The following is a 23,942-nucleotide window of genomic DNA, read 5'->3' on the forward strand; positions in this document are numbered from 1 at the left end:
AAGTCACAGCCGCGAAGTAACAATCACCAAGCAAGAGTAGCCGGCCCCGGCGTCGCCACGCGGCGACGCCGGACGCAGGCAGGGGAGAGGGACGGGAATGACAGACCCACACGTCGCAGACCACGAGCAGCCGGAGGGGCGCCCGTCGCGCGGCCCGCTGACGCGGATCAACGCCATCATCGCGCGCTTGGGCATGTATCTGTCCGTCGCCGGCCTGCTCGTCATCGTCACCATCGTGTTCTACCAGGTGTTCGGACGCTACGTGCTCAACTCCAGCCCGACCTGGACCGAGAACCTGGCGCTGGTCCTGATCCTCTATGTCACGCTGATCGGCGCCGCCGTCGGCGTTCGCGACGCCGGCCATATCGGCATGGACAGCCTCCTCGTGATGCTGCCGGATCATATGCGGGAAAAGATCGAGCTCGTCATCCACGTACTGGTCGCGATGTTCGGCGTCGCAATGGCCTACAACGGCTGGATCCTCGGCGCCTCCGTGGGCACCGTGAAGATCGCCAATCTCGGCCTGCCCGAAGTCGTCCGCTACGTGCCGCTGATCGCTTCGGGAATCCTGATCGTCATGTTTTCCATCGAGCACATCATTGCTCTCTTGCGCGGCGAAGAGGTCGTCCCCTCATGGAACTGATTATTCTCGGCGTCACCTTCTTCGGCTTCCTGGTCCTCGGCGTTCCCGTTGCGTTTGCGATCGGCCTCTCGGCGATCTGCACCATCCTCTATGAAGGCCTGCCGGTTGCCGTCATCTTCCAGCAGATGATGTCGGGGATGAACATCTTCTCGTTCCTCGCCATCCCGTTCTTCGTCTTCAGCGGCGAGCTGATGCTGCATGGCGGCGTCGCCGACAAGATCGTGCAGCTCGCCAAGAATCTCGTCGGTCACATCCGCGGCGGGCTCGGCATGTCGAACGTCGTCGCCTGCACGCTGTTCGGCGGCGTCTCCGGCTCTCCCGTGGCCGACGTGTCGGCGATGGGCGCGGTGATGATCCCGATGATGAAGAAGGAAGGGTTCGACACCGACTACGCCGTCAACGTCACCACCCACGCCTCGCTGGTCGGCGCTCTGATGCCGACCAGCCACAACATGATCATCTATGCGCTCGCCGCCGGCGGCAAGGTGTCGATCGGCGCGCTGATCGCCGCCGGTCTTCTGCCGGCGCTCGTGCTGATGGTCTGCATGCTGGTCGCGGCCTACGCGGTCGCCGTGAAGCGCGGCTATCCCGCCGGCAAGTTTCCGGGCTGGGCGGAAGTGTTCCGCTCGTTCGCGGCGGCGCTGCCCGGCCTCTTGATCGTCGGCATCATCCTGGCGGGCATCCTGTCCGGCGTGTTCACGGCCACCGAGTCCGCGGCCGTCGCCGTCACCTACACGATCCTGCTGACGTTCTTCATCTACCGCACGATGACCTTGCAGAACTTCCTGCGGGCCGCCGCCAAGGCGGTCAAGACGACCGGCGTGGTGCTGCTCTTGATCGGCGTCTCCACCATGTTCCAGTACCTGATGGGACTTTACGAAGTCGCCGATTTCGCCGGCGACCTGATGAGCAAGGTGTCGACGCAGCCCTGGATGATCTTCCTGCTGATCAACGTCATCCTGTTCCTGCTCGGCACGTTCATGGACATGGCGGCGACCATCCTGATCTGCACTCCGATCTTCCTGCCGATCGCGATGAAGGCGGGCATGGATCCGGTGCAGTTCGGCATGCTGATGCTGATCAACTGCGCGCTGGGCCTCAACACCCCGCCGGTCGGCACCACGCAGTTCGTCGGCTGCGCCATCGGCGGCATCTCGGTCGGCGCCGTCATGCGCACCATCCTGCCGTTCTACGCCGCCCTGATCGCCGCTTTGATGTTCGTGACCTACGTGCCGGCGTTCTCGCTGTGGCTGCCGCGGCTGCTGATGGGGTATAAGGGATAGGTCGTCCGAGCGTTCGCCGGTCTTGGCCGGCGAACCGCGACTACACTGCTGCTGCTCGTCGTCCCAGACTTCGACGCCGGCGCTCTCGTCACGCAGGACCGCGCGACGATGCCGATCTTGCGCCGCGTCGGCTCAGAGGTCCTGCTGTCATATTTCGAGCTCGGAATCATCGCCATGTAGAGGTTGGCGGCATCGCCCGCCCAGGCGAAAATCGCTCAAATTGTCGGTCGTTTGCTACGATGTTGTGCGTCTGCGCGAGTTACGTTGCCGACGCGACGGTCGGCAACAGCCGCCCCGCTGCCGCGCCGAACGACACACAAGCCGACCAGCCATGATCATCGATTTATCCACCTTGATGCGGACAGCTTTTCCGACAGAGCCGCTGCCCGATACGTTCTGGATCGAAGGCGGCGCGCAAGCAGGGGGCGACATCCCCCACGAACTCGTCGGGCGGCTGGCGCAACGGCGTTGGACCGACGTCACGCTCTACGACTGGCTGATGATCGGTCACCCTTCATCCGTGAGGTGCTTTCTGCATCCCGATACGTTCCGCTACTATCTGCCGTCGCTGCTGGTCGGCGTGCTCAATGACACCAGCTATCTGGATTGGGCACTCGACTCCTTGCTGCCGGCGGGCCGTCGGCGCCGGACGGACCGGCCGGTCTGGCTTCAATTCTGGGAAGGCTTCTCCGACACCCAGCGCAATGCGATCCGCTTCTACCTGAAACAGGTTCGCGAGCTCCCGGACAAGGCGGCCGATCCCGTCGAGCGCCATCTATTCGAAGAACTCGATGTCGTCTGGGGCCAAGCACGATGATCAACAGCGAAACACTCTGCGCCCCTGGCGCGCAGTCATCTGCGTGAACCCATGGCCGCACTGTCGCACTTCCTCAATCTCGATCTCGTCCTGAAATCGAAGTCCGACTTCACGTCGCTGATCGCGCATCTCGACGAGCGCGTCCACGTGCTGCATCATCAGGAGCATGAGCAGGAATTCCTGCTGGTGCTGGAGACCAACGGCACCGGATCGCCACATCCGATCACATGCACGCTGCAATTCCTGACCCTGATCGAATCGCTGCCTGGCACGGCGCAAGAGCTGTGGAACGGCTGCACGTCGCGCACTTTCTCCTATGGCTTCGAAGGCGGCCGTGATTTCCCCGCGCTCGACGTGACGATCCCCGCCGATCTCCTGCTCCGGATCGCTGGGCTCGGTGCGGACGTCGGCATCACCGTGTATCCCTGTCAGATCTGCGGCGAAGATGACCCCGAACGGAAGGACGCCCGATATGCACTACCCTGACGGTCGGATCGCGAGACTCGGCGACGAGGTGAGCGTCGCCGGCATGAGCGGCAGGGTCGTCTGCTCGATCGACACCCGCGAATACTCCGACGACTATCCGGAACAGGCTTGGGCCTATCTGCAACGGGGTGTCATGATCGTTTGGGACCGGCAGGGCCTGACCCATTATGACGCGCCGGAGGCCGGCATGATCCTGGTCCGGCGTCACCGAGAGGTTTAGGTGGGACGAGCGTCATGAGATTTTTGCCGCGCGCCGAGACGCGTGCGCTGGAGCAGAGGCTCGGGCGAGAGGTCGCCTCCCACGACGGGCCCAAATCCATTCTCTATTACAAGAGCGGCAGGCGCGACTATTCCGCCGCTGCAAATGCGATCGCGCAAGCGGCCGGAGCCATGTCCGAGGCGACGCTGCTGTTCCTGTTCAGTCTGAGCGGCGACGGCTACGGCGAGCACGACGCCCATGACGAGCGATGGCACGGTTACCGGCGCTGGCGGACCGCGCATGGCGAGACCCGCCGGCTGTACGACGCGCCGGGCCACCGGCTCGAGGCAGGCGAAGCGGCGCTGCTGTCGGAGTTGATCGCCTTCGCGCTCGATCTCGGCTGGGACGCGGTGCTGACTGCGAAGCCTGGACGCCAGTTGCTCGTCCTCTCCCATGACGACCGGCTGGATATCTACCGGGGCTTCGGCGGCGGAGCTCTCGTCAGGCGGTTGATCGCGATCGACGGTTGGCAACGCGCGGAACGATGATGGAGGCAGGGATGACCATGGCTGGCCGGCGACCTCTATGTATCGTGATCCGCATCCCGGACGCCGCGCTGTCGCGGGAAGAGCTGGAGGCGGCGTTGGGAGGGCCGCTGAGCCGCCACGAGCCATCCAGGGATGGCACATCGGCCTACGCCCAGATCGACATCGCGGACGATCCGGATGAATGGACCGCGGCGATCGATTGCGTGCAGTCGGTAGGGGACGCCTTGAGAAAGCTGAGCGTCGACGGCCGCATTGGATCGCCAATCCTCGACGTCGCCGTGACCTTTCCGTCATCGCTGGCGGCGACGTCCTTGAAGATTCCGGCTGGGCTGGCAGCAGCTGCCGGCCAGGCCGGCATCGGCATCGAAGTTTCGATCTATTGCACGAGCGACGAATGACGCTGAGCCAACGGCCGTTTTCGCCAATCGGGGCGCCCGGACGGCGGGCGCCAACCACCGGTTCGTCAGTACTTCGCGATGCTTGCGCAGTTGTGCGCCGGGCGAAGCGGGAGAGCCTCGACGCTCACTTCACGCAAGACCGCGCGACGATCCCGATCTTGCGGCGGTCACCGGCGAGGTCGAATTGCAGCCCCATGACGATCTCGGAATCGACTTTGCCGAGCCCGTCGTAGGAGACTTCGATGCGCTTGGCCGCCTGCAAATCAGCCATGGTCGCGCCGACCATCTGAACCGATGTCTGGAAGCCGAGCGGCGCAGACTCGATGGCAGCGAGCTTGAGCGGGAAGCTCCGCTTGCCGGAATCGCTGATCAGGTCGACTGACCGCTCCGCCATGATGCCCCGCATCGTCGCCTCAAACGTCCTGCTGTCGTATTTCGAGATTGGAATCATCGCCAGGTAGACGTTGGAGGCGTCGCCCCGGCAATACAGACGATGGCGGAAGCTCGCGAAGGTCGTGCGGCTGATGATCTCGATATAGGAACCGCCGGCGCCGAACGGCTCGACCGTCATCGGGCTGGAATAGTCCTTGCTGGTGTCGATGCCGAGCTCGACGATCTCCTGCCGCTTCAGCCAACTGATCTCGCGCCACGGCGTCTGCGCTGCGGCCAGGGCCAGTAGCTTCGGGCTGGCATCCATGCGGATGACGTAGCTGATCAAGTTACCCATCATCGCCTGGTCGGCGGCGCGGTCGAGGGCGCTGGCGGTCTTGGCCTGCGGATCCTTGATCGTCTCGGGATCATATAACTGCTGTACGCCGAGTTCGCCGTCGCCGGCGGCACGGCGGGCGCCGCCGAGAAACGCCCAGACGCAAGCCGACGCGCAATGGCCCGGGTCCTGGCCACCATCGACGGTGTTGATGCGATTGCCCTCGGGATCAAACCGGCCCGTGGTCTTGCCGATGGAGGTATGCAGGTTCTGCTCGCGGATGATCTCGCCGAGGCGCATCGCCGCCGCAGGATCGCCGCCAGGCGAATTGAGCACGACCTCGTAGCCGCTCCAGCCTTTGGCGAGAAATTGCCGGAACACCTCCGGCGTGTCGCGCTGGATGGTGCCCTCGGCCGCAATCCACGAGCAGCCGTTGCAATTGCCGCCGTCGCCGGCGTGGAAGAACTGCATCGGCTTCGATGCGTCGTAGCTGAACCTCTCATCGGCGGCCGCGGACTGCGCGGCGGCGAGGCCGATCAGGACGAGAGTCAGCAGCCGGAGAGACGGGCGAGACGCGCCGGCCGGAGCTTGCGCGCGCGCTGGGGCGATCAACGAAATGAACATGGGTTGGTCCGTGACGAGGAACGAGGCAATGGGATCGGCTGTCAGAGCCAGAGTCATGATTGAAGTATCGGGCGATGGCGCATGGACTGGCAGCGCGTGATGACGGGCCCGGACGCGCAGCCGGCAAACGAGAGCGCCTGCACCTGGGCGGGAAAATGCTAACGTCGACAATCCCAGATCGCAAGGGCGCCGCTGCAGGGATCAAACATGTCTGAGCGACGAAGACGTCCACGCCGGCTGGCTCGATGACATCTGCGCGTCGACATCCAGACATGTCTTGCCGCCGCCCTTGTTAGGACGGCACCGAACGGCCAGCATCGAACCTGCTCGGAGCGACCGACACGAATGAAGATCGGCGGCCGTCACGCGATCCGGATCGTACAGTCCGCCTGCGCGCGGCGGGACGTCACGTGTGCGTTGCCCGGATGACGCGCGAGCGGAGGAACGGCCCATGAAGCAGCTGATCAGCCAGGTCGACCGCGAGCTGATGCAGGACGACCTGCTCATTCGCGTCGCCTCCGGCCTGTGCGGCGGCGTCGTGACGCTGGTCGGCCTGCTGCTACTGGTCGGATTCACGGCACGCGGCGTCGACCGGCTGCCCGGCGGCTGGCCCCTGGCCGTGGCGTTCGTCGTCCTGGCGCTCGCCTTTGGCGTCCCGCTGGTGCTGCGCAGCGTGACCTCGCGCCGCACGGCTTTCGGACGCTTCCTCGTCCGTCACGCCACGTTGGGCGCAACGCGCCGGCCGGATGATTTCACGCTGTGGATCATGCTACCCGCGATCGCGCTGACGGTGATGCTGCGCAGGCTGGGTGTCAGCGGCGAGACGGAGATCGAGTAGTCTGTCGCGCCATAGCGGCGGATTCATGGGTTCACGACTCGCGCCGGCCCGGGTCACGGTCCGGCGCGCGGCGCCCTGTTCTCAATCCACGTCTGCGTCGCCGACATGAGCGGCGAGGTCGTGTGCTCGATCGACACCGGCGAATATTCGGACGACTATCCCGAGCGTGCCTGGGCCAACCTGCAGCGCGGCGATCATCATCGATTGGACAGGCAGGGACCAATCAAGAGGAACTTGCAATGGCGGCAATCGGATTCATCGGATTGGGCGTGATGGGCGAGCCGATGTGCCGCAATCTGGCTCTCAAGTCCGGCGCGATGGTGCTCGGCTTCGATCGTGCGGACGCGCCGCTGCAGCGCCTCGCCGCCGTCGGCGTCAAGCGTGCCGTGTCGCTCGCGGAGCTGGCGCGCCAGACCGACGTGATCTTCATGGCGTTGCCGAGCGGCAAGCATGTCCAAGCCGTATGCGACGGCGACGACGGCTTGCTCCGCCACGTCGAGGCGCGTCACACCATCGTGGACCTCGGCACCTCGCCGGTGCAGGCCAGCCGGGAGCTCGCCGAGCGTTTCGCGGCCGAGGGGGCCGCCTACGCGGATGCGCCGATCGCCCGCACCCGGCAGGCGGCCGAGGACGGCACGCTGAGCGTGATGGTGGGGGCCGACGCGGCAACGTTCGAAAAGCTGCGGCCGCTGATTGCGATGTTTGCGACTGACATCACCCATTGCGGCGGCGTGGGCGCCGGCCAGGTCGTGAAGATCCTCAACAACATGGTGCTGATGCAGACCGTGGTGGCGCTCGGCGAAGCGCTGGAGACTGCCAAGCGCGCTGGCCTTGATGCCACGCTGCTGTTCGAGACCCTGGCCAAAGGCTCGGCCGACAGCTTCGCGCTGCGCAACCACGGCATGAAGGCGATGCTGCCCGACACATATCCGGAGCGCGCGTTCTCGACCGAATATGCGCGCAAGGACATCGGCTATGCTCTCGATCTCGCCAGGTCCGTGCAGATCGACCTGCCGGGCGCGGAGCTTGCCGACAGGCGACTCGGAGAGGCGATCGAGGCGGGCTATGGCGATCTGTATTGGCCAGTGCTGGCGCGCGTGATCGCGGCATCACGCACGGCATGACCCGCCCATCGGGCTTTGTCGGCCTCCCCTGGACGGGCGAACTGCGCCTGTGACGGCCAGCTGACAACGGCATCCTCTGTCGTCGCCGATAAGCTCGCCGACGCAACGCGTCGGCGGGCGCCGATCCGAGACACATGGTCACCGGCTGCGACGAGTCGCGCGGAACGTACCGCCTGCGCGGTATGGGTCCCCGCGTTCGTGGGGACGACACCGGCGGTGAAGCGAAAGCTCTGCGCCGAACTCACGTGCTAATCCTGTGCGCCAATGCAAGTTGATTGGTGAGGTTGCTCCTAAGCCAGCTCGGGGCGTAGTGCTCACCACCATCATTGTGAGGAGCGAAGCGACGAAGCGATCCCGGGCGACACCCGTGGCTCTGGATTGCTTCGTTCGCAATCACGGTGGAGATGGCATGCCTGTCATGCGCAAATCGCCCGTCGTGCCAGTCTGTCGCAACATTCTCCCTTGCGCCGTCGGGCAAATCACCTGCACATTTCCGCGCGTCCCTGCTGCCGCATGAGGGGCGTGTCGCGACCGTCACGAGACGTTGGCAGTGGGATGCGATGGGCGTGTGTCGTTGCAGCGTGATCAGTTCGCGCGGACGAACAAGGATGCACGCACGGTCAAGTCGCGCGGTCCTGATATCCCGACGCTGATATCAACTCATGACGAAGCTTTCGCTTCGCGTGGGGATGGTGGCCACCAAGCCCGGCGCACCAGGGAGAACGCGAAGCAGCCGTTAAAACCAATCGCGCAGGGAGGGCCGGATGATCCGGCGCGTACCTGTGGTTCCTGCCGCCAGCATTTTCCTTCGCTGGCGGGCCATGGGTGCGGTCGGCACCCGGCTCTCCCTGCGCCCTCATGATTTCGAGGGCGAGACGATCGGCATGGCTCGGGCGCAAAGCGCGCCGCGAGGCTGATAGGTCTTGCCCTAAACGAGAAAGACCACGGCGGTCATGGTGATCACTCAACACGAAGGCGGTGCCCACCCTCCCCTGGAGGGGGAGGGTCGCCTCACGGAGAGCGAAGCGAAACGTGAGGCGGGGTGGGGTGATCTCTCCTCTGGCGCTGGCGTGCGTGGAGAGATCGCCCCACCCCGCTCGCCCGCTTCGCGTGCGATCGACCCTCCCCCTCCAGGGGAGGGTGGAGGCTCGCAGCCGGCAGCAGCGGCTACATCACGGGCGTTGAAAGGAGGATTATCGGCTGGCTCGGGGACGAGCGTGTCGCTGATGTCGCGAAGACATCAGCTAAATCGATGCCACCCAATCAGATCGCGAGGCGCATCAGCGCCGTCGTCTGTCACAGAGTTCTGTGCGGGGGAGGTCACCACCAAAAATGGTGCCCAGGAAAGGACTCGAACCTTCACGGCCGTTAAGCCACTGGCACCTGAAGCCAGCGCGTCTACCAATTCCGCCACCTGGGCATGGGGGCGCTGTGTACGGATCGAACGGGCGCTTGTCAAACCGCTGAACGCCCAAGATGACAATTTTTCTCACCCCATGCGCAAAAACACGGCTCCCTTTTCCGCGGTGCGGGCGATGGGCTATACAGCGGCCCAGGATGGCGGGCCGCGGGGTGCGAATCGCCGCTGACAGCTATCTCGTCCGGGGCGGACCGACCGCCCGGCAATCCCAGGACTCATTCCATGGCATCGAATCTGGACACATTGGTTACCGTCTTCGGCGGCTCCGGCTTCGTCGGGCGCAACGTGGTCCGGGCGTTGGCCAAGCGCGACTATCGCATCCGCGTCGCGGTGCGCCGGCCGGAGCTCGCCGGCCACCTGCAGCCGCTCGGCCGGGTCGGCCAGATCCACGCCGTACAGGCCAATCTGCGCTATCCCGACTCGGTCGCATCGGCGCTGCGTGACAGCCATGTCGCGATCAACCTCGTCGGCGTCCTGACCGAGAGCGGCGCGCAGACCTTCGAGGCCGTGCAGGCCGAGGGCGCCGCCACCGTCGCCAAGGCGGCGGCCGCCGCCGGCGCCCGCATGGTGCACGTCTCGGCGATCGGCGCCGACGCAGAGTCGGCGTCGAGCTATGCCCGCGCCAAGGCGGCCGGCGAGGCCGCCGTGCTGGCTGCGGTGCCCGAGGCCGTGATCATGCGCCCCTCGGTCGTGTTCGGCCCCGAGGACCAGTTCACCAACCGCTTTGCGGGGCTCGCGCGGATCTCGCCGTTCCTGCCGCTGATCGGCGGCGGCGAGACGAAGATGCAGCCGGTCTATGTCGGCGACGTCGCCACCGCGGTGGCCGACGCGGTCGACGGCAAGGCGCAGCCGGGCGCGACCTACGAGCTCGGCGGGCCCGAGGTGCTGAGCTTCCGGGAGATCCTGAAAATCATCCTCGACATCACCGACCGCGACCGCGCGCTGCTGCCGCTGCCGTTCGGGCTCGCCAAACTGCAGGCCGCAATCCTGCAGTTCGCGCCGGGGCCGCTGAAGCTGACGCCGGACCAGGTCGAGCTGCTGCGTCATGACAACGTGGTGTCGGAAGCGGCGAAGGCGGCGGGGCTGACGCTGCAGGGCCTCGGCATCACGCCGGATTCGCTCGAGGCGGTCGCTCCGCAATATCTCTGGCGCTTCCGTCCCTCAGGACAGTTCCAGCGTAAGAACGCGTGAGGGGCCACCGGCCTCTCCACGTCATTGCGAAGAGCGAAGCGACGAAGCAATCTAGAGTCCCGGACACCACACTGGATTGCTTCGCTTACGCTCGCAATGACGGTGGATGGAGCTGGGGCTCAGCTCATTTCCCCAGCGCCAGTGCGATCAGGCCGAGGGTGCCGACGATGACGCGCCACCAGGCGAACAGCACGAAGCCGTGGCGGGTGACGTAGCCGAGGAAGGCCTTCACCACGATCATCGCGGTGATGAAGGAGACGACGAAGCCGATGGCGATCAGGCCGAGATGGTCCGCCGTCATCTCGGCGCGGCTCTTGTAGAAGTCGTAGACGAAGGCGCCGACCATGGTCGGGATCGCCAGGAAGAAGGAGAACTCCGCGGCCGAGCGCTTGTCGCCGCCGAGCAGCATCGCCGCCACGATGGTGGCGCCGGAGCGCGACACGCCGGGGATCATGGCCAGGCACTGCGCGACGCCGATCCACAGATACATCATCAGCGGATAGCGCGTGGCGTCGTGCTCCCGCGGCTTGAGATCGATCTGATCGACCCACAGCAGGATGGCGCCGCCGACGATCAGCGAGAAGCACACGACCCAGGGATCGAACAGGAGCGCCTTGATGTACTTGCCGGCGATGAGGCCGACGATGACGGCGGGCAGGAAGGCGATCAGCACGCCGATGATGAAGCGGCGGTCGTCAGGGTTCGTCAGCGCGCCGATCGCGACGCGGTACAGCTTGAAGAAGTACAGCGCGACGATGGCGAGGATGGCGCCGAGCTGGATCAGGATCGCAAAGCTCTTCCAGAACCCCTCGTCGCCGAGCCCGAAAAAGCGCTCGGCGAGCAGCAGATGGCCCGTCGAGGATACGGGAAGAAACTCGGTGACGCCCTCGACGATGCCGAGAAGCACCGCCCGCAGCGTATCTGACATCATTGATCGGATCCTGGATGGCCGGCAAAACGCCGCCCTTCTCGCCTATTCGGCCCCCGCCCGCAATTGCAAAAAGCGCTCGAACCGGCCACATCCGATGAATGAACCGGCGTGTGATCGGCCATGCGAATCAGAACGAGGCAATGCCGGACGGCGGATCGGGCGCGCCGATCGCTGTTCCCGAAGCGTCGTTTCCCGCATGACCGCCCGTCGCCCTACTGCTTACACTTTCGCCGACCATGCGCTAATGGTCCGATTCGCGAGCGCACCCGCGCGCCGGTATCGGGACGAGGCGTCGGTGCGAACCGATGGTTGATTGTTCGTTAAGCGCCGTAGCCGCGGAATCGTCGAAAGGCTCCATGTACACGCTCTACCACCATCCCTTCTGCCCGCATTCACGCTTCGTCCGGCTGGTGCTCGGCGAATACGGGCTCGATCTGCGCCTGGTGGAGGAACGCGCCTGGGAGCGCCGCGAGGCGTTTCTCGTGCTCAATCCCGCGGCCACCACGCCGGTGCTGTCGGTCGAAGGCCTGCCGCCGGTGCCCGGTGTCGGCGTGATCGCCGAATTCATCGACGAGACCTGTGGGCCCGAGATGGGTGATCGCCGGCTGATGCCGGCCTCGGCGGCCGAGCGCATCGAGGTGCGCCGACTGATGGACTGGTTCAACACCAAGTTCTTCGAGGAGGCCTCGAACCTGCTGGTCACCGAGCGCATCTACAAGCGCTTCATGAGCGAGGAGGATGGCGGCGGGCCGCCGTCGACCGACGTGATTCGCGCCGCCAAGACCAATGTGCGCTATCATCTCGCCTATATCGGCTGGCTGGCGCAGCGGCGCAATTTCCTGGCCGGCGACCGCCTGACCTATGCCGACCTCGCCGCCGCCGCGCATCTGTCGGCGATCGACTATCTGGGCGACGTGCCATGGATCGAGGACGACGCCGCGAAGGCGTGGTACGCGCGGGTGAAGTCGCGGCCGTCGTTCCGGCCGCTGCTCTCCGACTGGCTGGCGGGCGTGCCGGCGTCGCGGACCTATGTGGATCTGGACTTCTGAGCGCCGATAGGCCCACGCCGGAGACGTTGAAGGCGGCGCTGGCCGCCGAGGCGCAACGGCTGGGCTTCGATGTCGTCGGTGTCACCGCCCCGGTCGTGAGCGCCGAACGGATCGCCGCGTTCGAACGCTTCCTCGCCGCCGGCCAGTACGGCGACATGGACTGGCTGGCGCGCGAGCCGTCCCGCCGCACCGATCCCACCACGCTGTGGCGCGAGGTCCGCAGCATCATCATGCTCGGCGTCAATTACGGCCCCGACGAGGACCCTCGCGCGGTCCTGTCCCGGCGCAGCAATGCTGCGATTTCGGTCTATGCCCGCGGCGACGACTATCACGACGTCATCAAGAAGAACCTCAAGGCGCTCGCCCGCTGGCTGGTCGCGCAGGCCGGCTGTGATGTGAAGGTGTTCGTCGACACCGCGGCCGTGATGGAGAAGCCGCTGGCCGAAGCGGCCGGGCTCGGCTGGCAGGGCAAGCACACCAACCTGGTGTCGCGCGGCTTCGGCTCCTGGCTGTTCCTCGGCGCCATCTACACCACGCTGGCGCTGCCGGCGGACGCGCCGGAGCAGGATCATTGCGGCTCGTGCCGGGCCTGCCTCGACAGCTGCCCGACCGCGGCGTTTCCGGAGCCTTACAGCCTCGATGCACGGCGCTGCATCTCGTATCTGACGATCGAGAACAAGGGGCCGATCCCGCGCGAGTTCCGCAAGGCGCTGGGCAACCGCATCTATGGCTGCGACGACTGCCTCGCCGCCTGCCCCTGGAACAAGTTCGCGCAGGCGGGACGCGAGGCGAAGCTGGCGGCGCGCGACGCGTTGCGCGCGCCTTCGCTGGCGGAGCTGGCGGCGCTCGACGATGCCGCGTTCCGCGCGTTGTTCGCGAAATCGCCGATCAAGCGCATCGGCCGCGACCGCTTCCTGCGCAACGTGCTGATCGCGATCGGCAACTCCGGCGATGCGGCGCTGACGCCGTCAGCCGAGCGGCTGGCCGCCGATCCGAGTCCGCTGGTGCGCGGTGCCGCCGCCTGGGCGCTCGCTTGGCTGCTCGACGAGGCTGCTTACGCGCGACGTGCGGAGGCCGCGCTGACGTCGGAGACCGACGAGAGCGTCCGCGCGGAATGGCAGGCGCGATGCTGAAGCGGGCCGCGTCAGCCCATCTCGCCGACGGCGGCCAGCATACGCGTGATGTCCTGCGGACGCGACAGCCGGTGGTCCCCGTCCTGGATCATGGTCAGCACCACGTCTTCGGCCGGCAGGCGGTGGGTCAGTGCGAACGCATGCTGCCAGGGGACGTCGCGGTCCTGCGCGCCCTGCAGGATGCGCACCGGGCAGCCGACCTTGATGGCAGCGCCGAGCAGGAGATGGTTGCGCCCGTCCTCGATCAACGCCCGGGTGATGGGATAGGGCTCGCCGTACTCCGACGGACGCATCCAGACGCCGTTGGTCTCGATCTCGGTCCGGACCGCCGGCGCAAAGCCCTTCCACATCAGCTCCTCGGTGAAATCGGGCGCCGGGGCGATCAGGACCAGGCCCGCCAGCGTTGCTTCGGCCGGGTCCTTGAGCAGCTCGCGCGCCAGCAGCAGCGCCATCCAGCCGCCCATCGAGGAACCGATCACGACCTGGGGTCCGCGGCAGAATTGCCGGAACACCGCGACGCTCTCCTCGAGCCAGCGGCTGATGGTGCCGTCGACGAAGCGCCCGCCGGATTCGCCGTGCCCGGAATAGTCGAAGCGGACGCAGGCGCGGCCGCGCTCGGCGGCCCAGGCGTCGAGGGCCAGGGCCTTGGTGCCTTTCATGTCGGAATTGAAGCCACCGAGCCAGAACAGCCCGGGCGGACGGCCTGGCCGCGCCCGCACCGCGATCCGGCGCGACGATTCGCCCGCGCCGACGGCGACGAAGACGGGCGGATCGGCATTTTCTGCAGCAGGGTTCATGGATCGTTACTCGCTGTCGGGTGTTGTGTGGGCGAACCGGCCGTTTCCGTCAATCGGCGCGGCCCGACGCAGCCGCTTGCGAAAGCGCGCCGCGCACTCTATGTCCCCCGGCGGAACCACGAGGGCCCGAAAAAGCGCGAGTTTGATCGCAATTCTCGGCCGTGTGGCTTCCTTGGGGGAATGCATCGACGCGCAAGTCTCGCGCATGCGACGCAGGAGCCGCGACGACCGGGCGGAATTTCGACGCACCGGACCGTTGCGACCTTGCCCGCGAAAGCATCTTCCTTCAAACTAGCCGCCTTCTTCCACAACCTTGGAGCACTACCCATTCGCCGCCCCAATCGAGCCCCGCCCGCTGCCGTCAAAGACGGGCCGCGTACCAATGATGAGATTCGCAATGCGCAGATCCAGCTGATCGATGCCGAAGGCACCAACCGTGGTGTCGTCGAGACCGTTGTCGCGATCAAGATGGCCGCTGATGCCGGCATGGATCTGGTCGAGATTTCGCCGAACAACTCGCCTCCCGTCTGTAAGATCATGGACTACGGGAAGTACAAATATTCGGCGCAGAAGAAGGCCGCCGAGGCCCGCAAGAAGCAGAAGGTCGTCGAGATCAAGGAGATCAAGCTCCGCCCGATGATCGACGACCACGACTACGACGTGAAGATGCGCGCGATGCAGCGGTTCTTCGAAGAGGGCGACAAGGTCAAGATCACGCTGCGCTATCGCGGCCGCGAAATGGCGCACCAGGAGATCGGCACCAAGCTGCTCGACAAGGTGAAGTCCGACGTGGCGGCGTTCGCCAAGGTCGAGCAGGACGCCAGGTTCGAGGGACGTCAGGTGGTCATGGTTCTGGCGCCGCGCTAAGTCCAGCACGCCGACACCTGAAGCCGGGCCCGCCACGCGTTTGGCGGGCTTTTCTCTTGGGGCGCCCGTCAGGACCGCTTTTGCGGGCCCGGGTCAGGACCGCGTCGCCTGCCACCGCCCCCTGCAGGTCCCGGACGAGCCTTTGCCGCTCCAGCGGCCGACGCCGGACGTGGCGCCAAGCCGGCCGGTGCCGCTGGCAGAGGCACCACCCTGGGATACCCGCACGGTGACGGCGCCGCCGCGGCCAACCGAGCCGGTAATGTTGGCGGTGCTGTTCGAGAGGACCCGGCCGCCGCTGATCCGGATCGGGAAGCTGTAACCCTGGTCGCAACTGCCGGCCTCGGTGATGATGAGCACGGTCCAGGCGCCATCGAAGCCGGCAGCGTGCGCCGGCCTTGCCGTCAGGCCCGCGAGGCCCGTCAGCAGCGCGGTCGTGAAGGCGGCGGAGATGGCGCGGCGGGTCATGGTCGATCCTCGACTGTCATGGTCGGCTGATCATGGGTCGGAATAGCCGATTCCGTGGTTCGACGTTGCCAACGGGCTTTGTCTCTGGCATAAGCGCGGCCTTCGTCGCCCGGCTGATCAAGGGCTGCCGTGGCGATGTTTCTGTGCGGGTGGGTCCTCGTTTGGACCCGAAACCTGAGCACAACCAACGCTCTAACGAGCATTTTCGCCGGATGGCGCCGCTTTTGCGGGCGGCTTGCCGTTGGCATCAAGGAGAGCCAAATGCCCAAGCTGAAGACCAAATCCGGCGCCAAAAAGCGCTTCAAGGTGACTGCCACCGGCAAAGTGATGCACGCCCAGCGCGGCAAGCGCCACGGCATGATCAAGCGGACGAAGAAGCAGATCCGGCAGCTGCGCGGCACCCGCGTGCTGTTCAAGACCGACGGCGACAACGTCAAGAAGTACTTCTTGCCGAACGCCTGACCGGCCTCTCGCTTCCGAACCCTGGCCGCCTCAAAGCCGCGGCTGATCGTCATCTCTGAATCCAAGGATTTCCGGCATGTCTCGCGTCAAACGCGGTGTGACCGCCCACGCCAAGCACAAGAAAGTCTTCAAGGCCGCCAAGGGCTATTACGGCCGCCGCAAGAACACGATCCGCACCGCCAAGCAGGCCGTCGAGAAGGCCGGCCAGTATGCGTTCCGCGATCGCAAGCGCAAGAAGCGCACCTTCCGCGCGCTCTGGATCCAGCGCCTGAACGCCGCCGTGCGTCCCTTCGAGCTCACCTACAGCCGATTTATCGACGGCCTGTCGAAGTCCGGCATCACCGTCGACCGCAAGGTGCTGTCGGATCTCGCGATCAACGAGCCCGCCGCGTTCCAGGCGATCGTTGAGAAGGCCAAGGCGGCGCTCGCCGCCTGATCGCCTCCGCATCGTGAGGATTTCAAAAGCGGCCGATGCTCTCGGCCGCTTTTTGCTATCCGGCAACATGCCTGCTTTCGCTTGACCCGTGTCGCCCGCGCGGCGACAACCCAGCCGCCTTTTGTCCCGCGGAGATTTTGACCGTGTCCGACCTCGCCTCGCTCGAAACCTCGATCCTCGACCAGATCGCCGCCGCCGGCGATGAGGCCGCACTGGAAGCCGTCCGCGTCTCGGCGCTCGGCAAGAAGGGCTCGATCTCGGCGCTGCTGGCGACGCTCGGCAAGATGTCGCCGGACGAGCGCAAGACGCAAGGCGCCGCGATCAACCTCGCCAAGGACAAGGTCACGCAGGCACTGACCGCGCGCCGCGAGGTGCTCAAGGCCGCGGCGCTCGACGCGAGGCTCGCGGCCGAGACCATCGACGTCACGCTGCCGCTGCAGGATTCGCCGGCCGAGACCGGCCGCATCCATCCGCTCAGCCAGGTGATGGACGAGCTGACCACGATCTTCGCCGACATGGGCTTCTCGATCGCGGAAGGCCCGGATGTCGAGACCGACGACTACAACTTCACCAAGCTGAACTTCCCGGAAGGCCATCCGGCGCGGGAGATGCACGACACGTTCTTCTTCAATCCGAAGCCGGACGGCTCGCGCATGCTGCTGCGAACCCACACCTCGCCGGTGCAGGTGCGGACGATGCTGAACCAGAAGCCGCCGATCCGCGTGATCTGCCCGGGCCGCACCTACCGCATCGATTCGGACGCGACCCACACGCCGCAATTCCACCAGGTCGAGGGCCTCGTCATCGACAAGGGCTCGCATCTCGGCCACCTCAAATGGATCCTGCACGAGTTCTGCAAGGCGTTCTTCGAGGTCGACCACATCAACATGAAATTCCGGCCGTCGTTCTTCCCGTTCACCGAGCCGTCGCTCGAGGTCGACATCCAGTGCCGCCGCGACAAGGGCGAGATCCGCTTCGGCGAGGGCGAGGACTGGCTGGAGATTCTCGGCTGCGGCATGGTGCATCCGAACGTGCTGCGCGCCTGCGGCATCGATCCCGACGAGTACCAGGGTTTTGCCTGGGGCATGGGCATCGACCGCATCGCGATGCTGAAATACGGCATGAGCGACCTGCGCCAGCTGTTCGAGGGCGATGTCCGCTGGCTGTCGCACTACGGCTTCAAGCCGCTGGAGGTGCCGACCTTGGCCGGAGGGCTGAGCTCGTGATGAGCCTCGCCCTCTCTCAGCAAACGCTCGAACTCCCTCTCCCGCTTGCGGGGGAGGGCTGGGGTGGGGGTCTCTCCGCGCAGGAGGTGTCGATGGACGACGAGAAGCCCATCTGGACAGTCTCGCCGAAGCTTCGAACGAATGCGCGCGCCCTCCGCCAAAACTCGACGGATGCCGAGAGAATATTATGGTCCGAGCTGCGCGGCCATCGCCTGCTCGGCGCGGGCTTTCGCCGTCAGGTCCCGATCGACCGCTACATCGTCGACTTCGTCTGCCACACCGCACGTCTCGTCATCGAGCTCGATGGCGGACAGCACTTCTCAACTGAAGGCGAACAGCGCGACGCTTCACGCTCAGCTGCGATCGAAGCCAAAGGATTTCACATCCTGCGCTTTGCCAATAACGACGTCCTGGCCAATCGCGCCGGCGTTCTTGAAACCATTGCCGCTGCCATTGCGGCGAGAGCCCCCACCCTGACCCTCCCCCGCAAGCGGGGGAGGGAACGGGACTGAATCAGCGGAAAGAGCCATGAAATTCACGCTGTCCTGGCTGAAGGACCATCTCGACACCGACGAGTCGGTCGAGACGCTCGCCAACAAGCTCACGATGATCGGCCTCGAGGTCGAGCATCTCGAGGACAAGGCGAAGCTGCTCGCGCCGTACAAAATCGCGCGCGTCGTCTCCGCCGAGCAGCACCCGAACGCCGACCGGCTGCGCGTCTGCATGGTTGACACCGGCGACGGTGGCGCGCCGGTGCAGGTGGTGTGCGGCGCGCCGAATGCGCGTGCGGGACTGGTGTCGGTGTTCTCGCCGCCGGGCACCTACATCCCCGGCAAGAACATCACGCTGTCGGTCGGCACGATCCGCGGCGTCGAGAGCCGCGGCATGCTGTGCTCGGCGGCCGAGCTGCAGATCTCCGACGATCACGACGGCATCATGGAGCTGCCGGCGGATGCGCCGATCGGCACCCCCTACGCCGAATGGGCCGGGCTCGGCGATCCCCAATTCGAGATCAACCTGACGCCGAACCGCCAGGACTGCACCGGCGTGCACGGCATCGCCCGCGACCTCGCCGCCGCCGACATGGGCAAGCTGAAAGATCCCGGCATCAAGCCGATCAGAGGCGAATTCCCTTGCCCCGTGAAGGTCAAGGTCGAAGACGAGAAGCTATGTCCCGGCTTCGCGCTGCGACTCGTGCGCGGCGTCAAGAACGGCCCGTCGCCGAAGTGGCTGCAGCAGCGCCTCACATCGATCGGCCTACGCCCGATCAACGCGCTGGTCGACATCACCAACTACATGACCTTCGACCGCGCGCGTCCGCTGCACGTGTTCGACGCCAAGAAGGTGAAGGGCAATCTGGTCGTCCGCCGCGCGCGTGACGGCGAGACCCTGCTCGCGCTCGACGGCCGTACCTACACGCTCGACCATTCGATGTGCGTCATCGCCGACGATTCCGGCGTCGAATCGCTCGCCGGCATCATGGGCGGCGAGGCTTCGGGCTGCGATGAAGGCACCACCGACGTGCTGATCGAATCGGCGCTGTGGAACGAGATCAACATCGCCCAGACCGGCCGCAAGCTCGGCATCAATTCCGACGCGCGCTACCGTTTCGAGCGCGGCGTCGATCCGGCCTTCATGGTGCCGGGCCTGGAGATGGCGACCAAGCTCGTGCTCGACCTGTGCGGCGGCACGCCATCGGAGACTGTCGTCGTCGGCAATCCGTTCGGCGATGACCGCATCGTCGACTTCCCGTTGACCGAGGTGAAGCGGCTGGCGGGCATCGAGGTGCCGCTGACCGAGATGCGGCGGATCCTGACGCATCTCGGCTTCGTGGTCGCCGGCAACGGCCCCGTCGTGAAGGTCGCGGTGCCGTCCTGGCGCAGCGACGTGCACGGCAAGGCCGATATCGTCGAGGAAGTCGTGCGCATCGTCGGCGTCGACAAGGTGCCGATGACGCCGTTCGAGCGCGGCGACGCCCCGCGCAAGCCGGTGCTGACGCCGCTGCAATTGCGCACGCGGCGCGCCAAGCGCGCGCTGGCGGCGCGCGGCATGGTCGAGGCCGTGACCTGGTCGTTCATCTCCAAGGCGGCGGCCGAGCTGTTCGGCGGCGGCAAGGCCGAGCTCGCGCTTGCGAACCCGATTGCCGCCGATCTCTCCGACATGCGGCCGAGCCTGCTGCCGGGACTGATCGCAACCGTGCAGGCCAACGCCGATCGTGGCTTCGGCGATGCCGCGATCTTCGAGGTCGGGCAGATCTTCAAGGGCGATGGCCCCGCGGACCAGCTCATGGCGGCAAGCGGCATCCGCCGTGGCGTCGCGTCGGCGAAGGGTCTCGGCCGACATTGGACGGGATCGCAGGCGGCGAGCGCTTACGACGCGAAGGCCGATGCACTCGCCGTGCTGGCGGCGGCCGGCGCGCCGATGGCGTCGCTGCAGATCGTCGCCGGCGGCCCCACCTGGATGCATCCGGGACGCTCCGGCACGATCCAGATGGGACCGCAGAACGTGCTCGGCCATTTCGGCGAGCTGCATCCGCGCACGCTGGAGGCGCTGAAAGCCGACGGGCCGCTCGTCGCCTTCGAGGTGATCCTGGATCGCATTCCGGCCGCCAAGGCGAAGCCGACGCGCGCCAAGCCGGTGCTGGAGCTGTCCGCATTCCAGCCCGTGTCGCGCGACTTCGCCTTCATCGTCGACCGCAAGGTCAAGGCCGGCGACATCGTCCGCGCCGCGCAGGGCGTCGACAAGAAGCTGATCACCGATGTCACCGTGTTCGACGTCTACGAGGGCAAGGGCATCGAGGACGGCAAGAAGTCGATCGCGATCGCCGTGACCCTGCAGCCACGCGACAAGACCATGACCGACGAGGAGATCGACGCCGTCGCGGCAAAGATCACCGCAGACGTCGGCAAGAAGACCGGCGGCACGTTGCGCGGATGAGCCTCTCCGGGCTCATCCCTGCCGATCTCAGCCTGTTCGCGACGATCGCGCTGGCGATCGTCGCCTTCATTGCCGCAACCGCGCGCGGCTTCTCCGGCTTCGGCGCAGCGCTGATCTTCATGCCGCTCGCGAGCAGCTTTGCGACGCCCCGTCTGGTCGCGCCGCTGCTGCTGGTGATCGATTTCGTCTCGATGGCCCCGATGGTGGCGCCGGCCTGGCGCGAGGCCGACCGCAAGTCCACGGCGGTGATCGTCGCGGGTGCGTTGGTCGGCGTGCCCGTGGGCACCTATTTCCTCAGCCGGCTCGACCCGGTCACCGTCCGCTGGATCATCACGGGCTTCGTGATCGGGCTGCTTGCGCTGCTGCTGTCCGGCTGGCGCTATCGCGGCAGGGAGTACACCGCGCTGTCGGTCGCCGTCGGCTGCATCTCCGGATTCTGCAGCGGACTGGCGCAGACCGGGGGCCCGCCGATCGTCGGCTACTGGCTGGGACGCCCGATCCCGCCAAAGATCGCACGGGCGAACATCGTGCTGTTTTTCGGCGCATCGGACTTCTTCGCGATGGTGAGCTACGCAATGAGCGGGCTGATCACCTGGGATTCGCTGAAGCTTTCGCTGCTGATCGGGCCGGTCTACGCGCTCGGCGTCGCGTTCGGCGCGTCGCTGTTCGGCCGCGCCAGCGAGCAGGTGTTCCGCGCCATCTGCTATGCGCTGATCGCAATCGCCGTGATCGCCGGCCTGCCGGCCCTCGACGGCGTGCTCGGGCGGGGTTAGCCTTCCTGCAACGAAGCAGACAGGGAGGCCGCCGTGATCCATCGGCGAACAATGCTCAAGCTTGCGCTGGGAGCGGCCGGCGCCATCGCGGCGCCCGCGGCGTTCGCGCAAGGCACGAAGACCGGCACGCGGATGGTCTTCCTCGGCACCAAGGGCGGCCCGCGCGTCGGCGTCGGCGCTTCGAATCCGGCCAATCTCGTCGTCGTCAACGGCACGCCGTTCGTGATCGATTGCGGCACGGGCGTCAGCCGTCAGCTCGTCAATGCGGGCGTTCCGATCCCTTCGGTCAAGTACATCCTGATCAGCCATCACCATTCCGATCACAATCTCGAATACGGCAATCTGTTCTACAACGCCTGGGCCGCAGGATTGTCGACGCCGATCCAGTCGTTCGGACCGAAGGGCCTGGAGGCGATGACCAGGAGCTTCTGGGAAACCAACAAGTTCGACGTCGACACCCGCATCGCGGACGAAGGCCGGCCAGATCCGCGGCCACTCCTGGTCGCGAAGGATATCGACGCGGACGGCGTCGTGCTGAAGACGGCGGACGTGACGGTGACCGCGTTCCGCACGCCACATCCGCCGATCACCGACAACTTCGCGTACAAGTTCGAGACGCCCGACGGCACGATCGTGTTCTCGAGCGACACGGCCTATAACCCGAAGCTTGCAGAGTTTGCCAAGGGCGCCGACGTGCTCGTGCATGAATGCCTCTATGTGCCCGCGGTGGATCGGCTGGTCGCCAAGACGAAGAACGGCTCGACGCTGAAGAAGCACCTGCTCGACAGTCACACGACCACGGAAGACGTCGGACGCATCGCCGCGGCTGCAGGCGTGAAGGTGCTGGTGCTCAGCCACTTCGTGCCCGGTGATGATCCCGAAGTGACGGACGAGGACTGGACGCGGGACGTGAAGAAGAACTACACGGGCCGCATCGTGGTCGCGAAAGACCTGATGGAATTGAAGCTGCCGGTGTAGCCAAGGCTGGGCGTGCTTCAATCGGCAGCTCGCCTGCATCAGCCGTAGGGTGGGCAAAGGCGCAGCCGTGCCATTTCAACGCTTGAGATCGCAGTTGCGCCGTGCCCACCCTCTTGCTGATGAGCTTGCGGATCGACCGTCAATCCTCCGGCGATGCCGAGCGCACCTTGCCGCGACGGCGCGGTCGTTGCCGCTCACTGCTCGGCTCCGGCTCAGCGTCCTTGATCGCGCCGATCCTGCGCAGCGCGGCTTCCGCGGCGCGCTCGCCGGAGTCCCAGGCGCCGTCGACCGTGCCCCACAGCGTTTCGTGCGTGGCCTCTCCCGCAAGAAACAGCGGACCCAAGGGCTCGCCCAATATTTTGCGGGCGCCCTGGCTGCCGGGCGTGGCCGCCGACATCGCGCCGAGCACGCCCGGCGCCAGGTTCCAGCGCGTCGCTGCGGACGACTTCACCGCTGCGGCGGCCTCACTTCCAAACAGCTTGCCGATCCACTCCCTGGCGAAGTCGACCATCGCCGCCTCGCCCTGCGCTGATAGTTCGCGGCCGAAGGCGCCGGCAACATCGACGGTACAAAGCGACGATCCGCCGATATTGGCAAGCAGCAGACCTGTGCGACTGGAATTGCTCTGCTCGATGATGACCTCGTCCCGCGACAGGCCGAGCGGATTGCCCGCCAGCATCAGCGCGATGTGATCATAGCTGCCGAGGCTGAGCTTCGCGGCGGCGTCGAGCTGCCGCTTGGGCAGCTCGGGCGCGAACTTGATGGCGCCTGATGTCAGCACGTTGGTCGACACCGTGAGGATGACGGCGCGCGCCGCGATTCGCCCCGCCGGCGTTTCCACCGCGACGTCGCGGTTGGCCCACACGACGCGCGTTGCTGGAGTCGACAGCGACAACGGCAACGATTCGCCGAGCCTGGCGATGAACGTGCCCAGCCCCTGGCGGCAGGCCAGCGGCGCGCTGCGGTCCTGCGCACGCGCCTTGTCCATCGCGGAGAGATCGGCGAGATCCTTCCCGGTCGCGCTGGCGCCGAGCACGAATGCGGTGGTGCTGGTCCAGTCGCCCAGATCTTTCGGCAGCGCCGCGGCGCAGGAGGTATCGAGCTTGCCGCGCGCCGCCTCGTCGATGGCGCGATTGGCGCGCACCAGCCCCGCCAGGAACTGCTCGGTCTCGCCGGGCCGCGCGTTGCGCCGGCCGACGCGGATCTTCTGCCCGACGGGAGCCGCGACGAGATCGAGTCCGAGACCGCGCGCGAGCCTGCTGATGGGATTGCCGTCGGCGTTGAGCAGCCAGCGGGCGCCGCGATCGAACGGCACGCCGAAGGTGGCTGCATCCGTGCGGCAACGGCCGCCGAGCTGTGGCGCGGCCTCCAGCACCACGACCTTGCGATTGGCCGCGACGATGCGGCGGGCCGCGGCGATTCCCGCCGCACCCGCCCCGATCACGACAATGTCAGCCTCTCGTGGAACAGCCGCCTGCGCGGCGCGGCCGGCGATGGGCAGCACGGCCAGCGCCGCGGAAGCGGAGAGGAAGCCGCGGCGCGTGACATTCATGACATGGTTTCCGAAAGCTTTGAACCAAACGAATATCCGCCGAATTTGCCGCATCTGCC

Annotated in this window: 25 protein-coding genes and 1 tRNA gene; 20 read left to right on the forward strand and 6 right to left on the reverse strand. The window is 66.2% G+C overall.

Translation table 11 applies throughout. The annotated features are described in order from the left end of the window. Nucleotides 1–97 precede the first annotated feature (97 nt). From QW887_RS14685 to QW887_RS14715, 7 genes are all read left to right on the forward strand, one after another. Nucleotides 98–643: a TRAP transporter small permease gene (locus QW887_RS14685; protein ID WP_316194654.1), complete on the forward strand. Its 546-nt coding sequence runs from the start codon at nt 98–100 to the stop codon at nt 641–643. Then, nucleotides 634–1,926 carry a TRAP transporter large permease gene (locus tag QW887_RS14690; RefSeq protein WP_315716864.1) on the forward strand — a complete coding sequence of 431 codons (1,293 nt, stop codon included), beginning with the start codon at nt 634–636 and terminating at the stop codon, nt 1,924–1,926. Before QW887_RS14685 ends, QW887_RS14690 begins: the two co-directional genes overlap by 10 nt. 220 nt (nt 1,927–2,146) lie before the next feature. Further along, nucleotides 2,147–2,743, forward strand: a complete 597-nt coding sequence (locus QW887_RS14695; protein ID WP_316194655.1) for a DUF6714 family protein — start codon at nt 2,147–2,149, stop codon at nt 2,741–2,743. A gap of 51 nt (nt 2,744–2,794) precedes the next feature. Next, nucleotides 2,795–3,229, forward strand: a complete 435-nt coding sequence (locus QW887_RS14700) for a hypothetical protein (protein ID WP_316194656.1) — start codon at nt 2,795–2,797, stop codon at nt 3,227–3,229. Continuing rightward, nucleotides 3,216–3,449: a hypothetical protein gene (locus QW887_RS14705; protein WP_316194657.1), complete on the forward strand. Its 234-nt coding sequence runs from the start codon at nt 3,216–3,218 to the stop codon at nt 3,447–3,449. Before QW887_RS14700 ends, QW887_RS14705 begins: the two co-directional genes overlap by 14 nt. Before the next feature lie 23 nt (nt 3,450–3,472). Then, nucleotides 3,473–3,976: a hypothetical protein gene (locus QW887_RS14710; protein WP_316194658.1), complete on the forward strand. Its 504-nt coding sequence runs from the start codon at nt 3,473–3,475 to the stop codon at nt 3,974–3,976. An 11-nt stretch (nt 3,977–3,987) separates the two neighbouring features. Next, nucleotides 3,988–4,374 (forward strand): hypothetical protein, encoded by a 387-nt coding sequence (locus QW887_RS14715; RefSeq protein ID WP_316194659.1) that lies wholly within the window; start codon nt 3,988–3,990, stop codon nt 4,372–4,374. Between the two features lie 124 nt (nt 4,375–4,498). Here QW887_RS14715 and QW887_RS14720 read toward each other — a convergent pair whose 3' ends face one another. Next, nucleotides 4,499–5,704: a hypothetical protein gene (locus QW887_RS14720; protein WP_316194660.1), complete on the reverse strand. Its 1,206-nt coding sequence runs from the start codon at nt 5,702–5,704 to the stop codon at nt 4,499–4,501. 451 nt (nt 5,705–6,155) lie between these two features. On the opposite strand from QW887_RS14720, the gene QW887_RS14725 reads away from it, so the two are divergent. Both QW887_RS14725 and QW887_RS14730 read left to right on the forward strand, forming a co-directional pair. Next, nucleotides 6,156–6,542: a hypothetical protein gene (locus tag QW887_RS14725; protein ID WP_316194661.1), complete on the forward strand. Its 387-nt coding sequence runs from the start codon at nt 6,156–6,158 to the stop codon at nt 6,540–6,542. 203 nt (nt 6,543–6,745) lie between these two features. Next, entirely contained in the window at nt 6,746–7,666 is a 921-nt protein-coding gene (locus QW887_RS14730) for an NAD(P)-dependent oxidoreductase (RefSeq protein ID WP_315716962.1), read from the forward strand. Between the two features lie 1,333 nt (nt 7,667–8,999). Here the strand turns inward: QW887_RS14730 and QW887_RS14735 are convergent. Further along, nucleotides 9,000–9,086, reverse strand: a tRNA-Leu gene (locus tag QW887_RS14735). A gap of 222 nt (nt 9,087–9,308) precedes the next feature. Here QW887_RS14735 and QW887_RS14740 point away from each other — a divergent pair. Then, nucleotides 9,309–10,277, forward strand: coding sequence for a complex I NDUFA9 subunit family protein (locus QW887_RS14740; RefSeq protein WP_315716856.1), 969 nt, complete (start codon nt 9,309–9,311; stop codon nt 10,275–10,277). Between the two features lie 124 nt (nt 10,278–10,401). Here the strand turns inward: QW887_RS14740 and QW887_RS14745 are convergent, their stop codons facing one another. Beyond that, a complete protein-coding gene (locus tag QW887_RS14745) occupies nt 10,402–11,208 on the reverse strand; it encodes an undecaprenyl-diphosphate phosphatase (RefSeq protein WP_315750479.1) in 807 nt (268 codons plus the stop codon). A 356-nt stretch (nt 11,209–11,564) separates the two neighbouring features. Here QW887_RS14745 and QW887_RS14750 point away from each other — a divergent pair, with 356 nt between their 5' ends. Both QW887_RS14750 and queG read left to right on the forward strand, forming a co-directional pair. Then, nucleotides 11,565–12,257 (forward strand): glutathione S-transferase family protein, encoded by a 693-nt coding sequence (locus QW887_RS14750; RefSeq protein ID WP_315716854.1) that lies wholly within the window; start codon nt 11,565–11,567, stop codon nt 12,255–12,257. Continuing rightward, on the forward strand, nt 12,206–13,390 hold the full coding sequence (gene queG / locus QW887_RS14755) for a tRNA epoxyqueuosine(34) reductase QueG (protein WP_315716961.1): 1,185 nt from the start codon (nt 12,206–12,208) through the stop codon (nt 13,388–13,390). The genes QW887_RS14750 and queG overlap by 52 nt, the downstream gene beginning before the upstream one ends. An 11-nt stretch (nt 13,391–13,401) precedes the next feature. Here the strand turns inward: queG and QW887_RS14760 are convergent, their stop codons facing one another. Then, nucleotides 13,402–14,187, reverse strand: coding sequence for an alpha/beta hydrolase (locus tag QW887_RS14760; RefSeq protein ID WP_315716853.1), 786 nt, complete (start codon nt 14,185–14,187; stop codon nt 13,402–13,404). A gap of 327 nt (nt 14,188–14,514) precedes the next feature. Here QW887_RS14760 and infC point away from each other — a divergent pair, with 327 nt between their 5' ends. After that, nucleotides 14,515–15,054 carry a translation initiation factor IF-3 gene (infC, locus tag QW887_RS14765; RefSeq protein WP_315716960.1) on the forward strand — a complete coding sequence of 180 codons (540 nt, stop codon included), beginning with the start codon at nt 14,515–14,517 and terminating at the stop codon, nt 15,052–15,054. A 93-nt stretch (nt 15,055–15,147) separates the two neighbouring features. On the opposite strand, the gene QW887_RS14770 is transcribed toward infC, so the two are convergent. After that, a complete protein-coding gene (locus QW887_RS14770; protein ID WP_315716852.1) occupies nt 15,148–15,519 on the reverse strand; it encodes a hypothetical protein in 372 nt (123 codons plus the stop codon). Nucleotides 15,520–15,780: 261 nt separating this feature from the next. Here QW887_RS14770 and rpmI point away from each other — a divergent pair, with 261 nt between their 5' ends. From rpmI to QW887_RS14805, 7 genes are all read left to right on the forward strand, one after another. Next, nucleotides 15,781–15,981 (forward strand): 50S ribosomal protein L35, encoded by a 201-nt coding sequence (gene rpmI / locus QW887_RS14775; protein ID WP_008539890.1) that lies wholly within the window; start codon nt 15,781–15,783, stop codon nt 15,979–15,981. Between the two features lie 76 nt (nt 15,982–16,057). Further along, nucleotides 16,058–16,417, forward strand: coding sequence for a 50S ribosomal protein L20 (gene rplT / locus QW887_RS14780; RefSeq protein ID WP_012040570.1), 360 nt, complete (start codon nt 16,058–16,060; stop codon nt 16,415–16,417). A gap of 143 nt (nt 16,418–16,560) precedes the next feature. Then, nucleotides 16,561–17,643: a phenylalanine--tRNA ligase subunit alpha gene (gene pheS, locus QW887_RS14785; protein WP_315716851.1), complete on the forward strand. Its 1,083-nt coding sequence runs from the start codon at nt 16,561–16,563 to the stop codon at nt 17,641–17,643. Nucleotides 17,644–17,735: 92 nt separating this feature from the next. Further along, nucleotides 17,736–18,155, forward strand: a complete 420-nt coding sequence (locus tag QW887_RS14790) for an endonuclease domain-containing protein (protein WP_315716850.1) — start codon at nt 17,736–17,738, stop codon at nt 18,153–18,155. A 16-nt stretch (nt 18,156–18,171) separates the two neighbouring features. After that, nucleotides 18,172–20,580: a phenylalanine--tRNA ligase subunit beta gene (gene pheT / locus QW887_RS14795; RefSeq protein WP_315716849.1), complete on the forward strand. Its 2,409-nt coding sequence runs from the start codon at nt 18,172–18,174 to the stop codon at nt 20,578–20,580. After that, the gene (locus QW887_RS14800; protein WP_315716848.1) at nt 20,577–21,353 is read left to right on the forward strand and encodes a sulfite exporter TauE/SafE family protein; all 777 of its coding nucleotides are present in this window, start codon (nt 20,577–20,579) and stop codon (nt 21,351–21,353) included. The genes pheT and QW887_RS14800 overlap by 4 nt, the downstream gene beginning before the upstream one ends. Nucleotides 21,354–21,386: 33 nt before the next feature. Beyond that, nucleotides 21,387–22,331 (forward strand): MBL fold metallo-hydrolase, encoded by a 945-nt coding sequence (locus QW887_RS14805; RefSeq protein WP_315716847.1) that lies wholly within the window; start codon nt 21,387–21,389, stop codon nt 22,329–22,331. A gap of 139 nt (nt 22,332–22,470) precedes the next feature. Here QW887_RS14805 and QW887_RS14810 read toward each other — a convergent pair whose 3' ends face one another. Next, nucleotides 22,471–23,883: a flavin monoamine oxidase family protein gene (locus QW887_RS14810; RefSeq protein ID WP_315716846.1), complete on the reverse strand. Its 1,413-nt coding sequence runs from the start codon at nt 23,881–23,883 to the stop codon at nt 22,471–22,473. Nucleotides 23,884–23,942 lie beyond the last annotated feature (59 nt).

This window comes from Bradyrhizobium sp. SZCCHNRI3052, assembly GCF_032484895.1.
Taxonomy (GTDB): domain Bacteria; phylum Pseudomonadota; class Alphaproteobacteria; order Rhizobiales; family Xanthobacteraceae; genus Bradyrhizobium.